The 5,111-nt window shown below is 68.3% G+C and carries 5 protein-coding genes and 1 pseudogene; 2 read left to right on the top strand and 4 right to left on the bottom strand.

Annotation, left to right across the window (positions count from 1 at the left end):
* The coding region (locus tag NI18_RS25155) for a M48 family metallopeptidase (protein WP_306286451.1) at nucleotides 1–617 on the top strand (617 nt) is incomplete at its 5' end.
* Here the strand turns inward: NI18_RS25155 and wecC are convergent.
* Nucleotides 614–1,909 carry a UDP-N-acetyl-D-mannosamine dehydrogenase gene (gene wecC / locus NI18_RS15380; protein WP_037531160.1) on the bottom strand — a complete coding sequence of 432 codons (1,296 nt, stop codon included), beginning with the start codon at nucleotides 1,907–1,909 and terminating at the stop codon, nucleotides 614–616. The genes NI18_RS25155 and wecC overlap by 4 nt on opposite strands.
* A 12-nt stretch (nucleotides 1,910–1,921) precedes the next feature.
* Nucleotides 1,922–3,085, bottom strand: coding sequence for a UDP-N-acetylglucosamine 2-epimerase (non-hydrolyzing) (gene wecB / locus NI18_RS15375; RefSeq protein ID WP_052149235.1), 1,164 nt, complete (start codon nucleotides 3,083–3,085; stop codon nucleotides 1,922–1,924).
* A 124-nt stretch (nucleotides 3,086–3,209) separates the two neighbouring features.
* Here wecB and galU point away from each other — a divergent pair, with 124 nt between their 5' ends.
* A complete protein-coding gene (galU, locus tag NI18_RS15370; RefSeq protein WP_031394718.1) occupies nucleotides 3,210–4,079 on the top strand; it encodes a UTP--glucose-1-phosphate uridylyltransferase GalU in 870 nt (289 codons plus the stop codon).
* Between the two features lie 58 nt (nucleotides 4,080–4,137).
* Here galU and moeB read toward each other — a convergent pair whose 3' ends face one another.
* Nucleotides 4,138–4,893: a molybdopterin-synthase adenylyltransferase MoeB gene (gene moeB, locus NI18_RS15365; RefSeq protein ID WP_037531158.1), complete on the bottom strand. Its 756-nt coding sequence runs from the start codon at nucleotides 4,891–4,893 to the stop codon at nucleotides 4,138–4,140.
* A pseudogene (locus NI18_RS25150) lies at nucleotides 4,890–5,111 on the bottom strand (hypothetical protein); the annotation flags it as partial. The gene moeB and the pseudogene NI18_RS25150, both read right to left, overlap by 4 nt.

Below are 5,111 nucleotides of genomic sequence, written 5' to 3'. Positions count from 1 at the left end.
CCGGGGAAACCCCCGCCGACCGCGACGCCGCCGAGGCGCTGATCGCAGCGCAGCCGCCCGGCGCACCGATCGCGATGACGGTCCTGCGCGACGGGCGCGCGGTCACGGTCTCGATCCCGGCTGTCGCGGGATGCCGCTCGCGATTCGAGATCCTGCTCGGCAGCGGCCTCGATGCGAGCGCGGACGGCGCGGTCGTCCAGATCGGCGAGAAGTATTTCGAAGGCTATAGCGATCCGGAGATCGCAGTGATCGTCGCGCACGAGCTGGCGCACAACATCCTGCGCCACCGCGACCGGCTCGACGCCGCGAAGATCAGCCGCGGGCTGATGGCGGAACTCGGCCGCAACGGCCGGCTGATCCGCCAGACCGAGGACGAGGCGGACCGGCTCAGCATCTATCTGCTCGCCAATGCCGGCTATGATCCGCGCTCGGCACCGCAATTCTGGCGCGAGAAGGGCGGCACGATCGACGGCGGCCTCTTCCGCAGCCGCACCCACGCCTCGTCCAAGGCGCGGGCGACTGCGCTCGACGCCGCCGTCCAGGACATTGTCCGCCGCCCCGAACGGCCGATCCTGCCCGCCGACGTCCTCGCGCTGCGGACCCAGCCGCTCCGCTAGCCGGCCAGTCGCGCCGCCGGCTGTGCGGGGCTGCGCGGCTGGTCGGGCCAGATCCCGCGCGTATCGAGCACCGTCTTCTCGCTGCGCTCCTCGAGCGGGATCGAACGGAAGACGTCGTGATCGACCAGCACGACCATGATCGGGCAGGTCTCGATCGCGGTGTCGACGTCGATCAGGGTCGCACCCGTGCCGTCGAAGGCCGGTGGCAGCGCCGCGGCATAGGGCTCGACGATCCGGACCCGATCCCCGAAGCGATTCGCGACCGCCAGCGCGACCTTCATCGCCGGGCTCTCGCGGAAATCGTCGATATTGGCCTTGAACGCGAGGCCCAGGCACGCGACCGGCGCGGTCGGATCTGCAGCGATCATCGCAGCCACTTGCGCGATGACGTGATCGGTCTTGCCGTCATTCACCTCGCGCGCGGTGCGGATCAGCGGCGTCTGGTCGGGCGCGGCATGGACGAGGAACCAGGGGTCGACCGCGATGCAATGCCCGCCGACACCGGGGCCGGGCTGCAGGATGTTGACGCGCGGGTGGCGATTGGCGAGCCGGATCACCTCCCAGACATCGACGTTCATCGTGTCGGCGATCAGCGACAGCTCGTTGGCGAACGCGATGTTGACGTCGCGAAACGCATTCTCGGTCAACTTCGTCATCTCCGCGGCGCGCGCGGTCGTGGTGACGCACGCGCCGCGCACGAACCGGCGGTAGAAGGTCAGCGCCTTGCGCGCACAGCGCGGCGTGATCCCGCCGATGACGCGGTCATTGTCGATCAGCTCGACCAGGATCCGTCCCGGCAGCACGCGTTCGGGGCAATAGGCGATCGCGATATCGGCCTGGTCGCGGGTCCGCCCGGGCACGCGCAGATCGGGGCGCAAGGTCGCCAGCAGGTCGCGGACCTTCTCGGTCGTCCCGACGGGGGAGGTCGATTCGAGGATGACGGTATCGCCGGGTTTCAGCACCGGCGCGATCGTCGTCGCGGCACCCAGGACATAGCTGATGTCGGGCGCATGCGCGGCGTCGAACGGGGTCGGCACCGCGATCACGAAGACGTCGGCGGGCTCGACCGTCATCGCCGCGCGCAGCGTACCGCGCGCGACCACGCCCGAGACCAGACCGTCGAGATCGACCTCCTCGATATGCACGCGCCCCGAATTGATCGTCTCGACGACGCGTTCGGTCACGTCGACACCGAGCACGCGCGCGCCGGTCCGCGCGATGATCGCCGCGGTGGGCAGGCCGATATAGCCCAGTCCCATGACGACGACGTTCAGTTCAGTATCGGAAAGCATGACGGATGATCCTCAACGATGGGCCGGTGCGCTGGCGACCGGCTGGGCCATGGTCTGGGCGATGGTCTGGGCGATGGTCTCGGCGATCCGGGCCGCAGCATGGCCGTCGCCGAACGGATTGTGCGCGCGCGCCATCGCGGAATAGGCCGCTTTGTCGTCGAGCAGCGTGAAGATTTCGGAAACGATGCGGTCCTCCGATGTCCCGACCAGCTTTGCGGTACCCGCCTCGACACCCTCGGGGCGCTCGGTCGTCTCGCGCATCACCAGCACCGGCTTGCCGAGCGCGGGCGCTTCCTCCTGCACGCCGCCCGAATCGGTCAGCACGATCTCGGCCAGCCCCAGCGCGCGCACGAAGCTCGGATAATCGAGCGGCGCGATCCGCGCGATATCGGGCTGGTCGCCGAGAATGCGGTCCATCACCGACACGACATTCGGGTTGGGATGCACGGGAAAAACGACCGCGACGTCATCGCGCGCCGCGATCCGCGCGATCGCCCGCGCGATCCCGGCCATCGCGTCGCCGAAATTCTCGCGCCGATGGGTCGTGACGAGGATGATCCGCTTGCCCGCACAGTCCGCCACGACCGGGTCGAGCGCAGCGCCGAGCGCCGGATCCGCCGCCACCCGCGCATGGGTCCAGTGCAGCGCGTCGATCACCGTGTTGCCCGTGACGTGAATCGTCGAGGGGGCGATATTCTCGCGCAGCAACGCGTCCGCCGCAGTCTGGGTCGGCGCGAAGTGGAGCGCGGCGATCGGCGCGACGATCCGCCGGTTCACTTCCTCGGGCCAGGGATGATGGATGTCGCCCGAGCGCAGCCCCGCCTCGACATGCGCGACCGGGACCTTGCGGTAATAGGCGGCGAGCGCGCCGGTCATTGCAGTGGCGGTGTCGCCCTGGACGACGATCATGTCGGGCTGCTCGGCGTCCATCACAGCGCCCAGCCCGACCAGCAGCCGGGCGGTCAGCCGATCAAGCGTCTGCCCCGGCTCCATCAGGTCGAGATCGATATCGGGGGACAGCCCCGCGATCGCGAGCACCTGGTCGAGCAGTCCGCGATGCTGTGCCGTCACGCAGGTCCTGACGACCAGCCCCGGCTGCGTCTGCAATGCCCGGATGACCGGGAAGAGTTTGATCGCTTCGGGGCGCGTCCCGAAGATGACGAGTATTTTTGACATGGAACCCGCCTACACCCCACGTCTTTAATGACGCGCTAACCGCCGCAGTTGATTTGCCGAGTCCGTTCGGCGGCTTTATGCACCCGCAACGATCTGCACCCGCAACGATACAAGGGACTACTGAATGACGATCAAACCGCTGCGCAAGGCCGTATTCCCCGTTGCTGGGCTTGGCACGCGATTCCTTCCGGCGACCAAGTCGATGCCCAAGGAGATGCTGACCGTCGTCGACAAGCCGCTGATCCAATATGCCGTCGAAGAGGCGCTGGAAGCGGGGATCGAGCAGATCATCTTCGTTACCGGACGCGGCAAGGGTGCGCTCGAGGATCATTTCGACATCTCCTACGAGCTCGAGGCGACGATGCGTGCGCGCGGCAAGTCGCTGACCGTGCTCGACGGCATCCGCCAGCGGCCCGGCTCGCCCGTCTATGTCCGTCAGCAGGAGCCGCTGGGTCTTGGCCATGCGGTCTGGTGCGCGCGCGAGATCGTCGGCGACGAGCCGTTCGCGGTGCTGCTCCCCGACGAGCTGATGGTCGGCAAGCCCGGCTTCATGAAGCAGATGGTCGAGGCGTATAACAAGGTCGGAGGCAACGTCATCGGCGCGCTCGAGGTCGCCGATTCGGAAACCGACAAATACGGCATCATCTCGCCCGGCGCGACCGACGGCCGCCTGACCGAGGTCACCGCGCTGATCGAGAAGCCCGCCAAGGGCACCTCGCCGTCGAACCTGATGATCCCGGGCCGCTACATCCTCCAGCCCGAAGTGATGCGCATCCTCGAAGGGCAGGAAAAGGGCGCCGGCGGCGAGATCCAGCTGACCGACGCGATGGCGCAGCTGATCGGCAACCAGCCGTTCCACGGCTTCACCTTTGATGGCCAGCGCTACGATTGCGGCGACAAGGCGGGCTATATCCAGGCCAATCTCGCGCTCGCACTCGCACGCGACGATATCGGACCGGTCGTCCGCGCCTTCGCCAAGACGCTGCTGGGCTGAACGATCTGCAAGATGCGGGGCGGGTGGGTTCAGCCCATCCGCCCCGCTCGTTTTCGGATCAGCCGCCGCCGCAGCAGGGGCAGCCGGGATCCTTGGGCAGCCGGATCGTCCGGAAGCGGAGCGACAGCAGGTCGATCAGCAACAGCTGGCCCGCCACATCGTCGCCGAACGGCGCGACCGCACGAATCACTTCCAGCGCGGCCAGGCTGCCGACCACGCCCGTGACGGGGCCGAGGATGCCGTCCTCCGCACAGCTCGTCTCGGCACGCTCGGGATTCTCGCCGACGAAACAGCGATAGCAGGGCCGGTCGGGCTCCCAGCCGCGATAGACGCCGAGCTGGCCTTCGAACTGTCCGACCGCCGCCGAGACCAGCGGGATCCGCGCCGCATGCGCCGCATCGGCGACCACGAACCGCGTCGCGAAATTGTCGCAGCCGTCGAGCACCACGTCCGCGCCCGCGATCAGCGCGCCGATATTGCCTTGGTCGACCCTCAGGCGGTGCGTGTCGACCGTGACGTTCGGATTGATCCGGCGCAGCGCGGCGGCGGCGGCCTCGACCTTGGCGAGACCCTGGTCTTCGGTGCGGAAGATCGTCTGACGCTGCAGGTTCGACGTCTCGACCGCGTCGTCGTCGATCAGCACGAGGCGCCCGATCCCGGCCGCCGCGAGATACTGGATCGCCGGCGAGCCGATACCGCCGGCGCCGATCACCACCGCCGTCGCCGCCTTCAGCCGCAGCTGACCGGTGCCGCCAAACTCGCGAAGAACGATGTGCCGGGCATAGCGCGCGAGTTCGTCGTCGGAGAGCGTCATGCCTTCCACGCGAACACCATCGTCGTGCGGTACCAGCTGTCGGAGGCGGCGCCGCGCAGATCGACATTGTTGCGCGCCGCGCCCAGCAGCAGACCGGCGGCGAACTGCTCGACCGTCGGACAGTCGATCGCGCGCGGCGTGACCCGTCGCACCCGGCCATCGGCCGCGGCGAGCAGCGCGAGGTCGAGGTTCAGGACCCAGCCCTGCGCGTCCGCGTC

The sequence above is a fragment of the Sphingomonas sp. Ant20 genome, assembly GCF_000783375.1.
Classification (GTDB): domain Bacteria; phylum Pseudomonadota; class Alphaproteobacteria; order Sphingomonadales; family Sphingomonadaceae; genus Sphingomonas; species Sphingomonas aerolata.
Note: the sequence above shows the minus strand (reverse complement) of the source record. Positions and strands in the feature narration are given on the sequence as shown.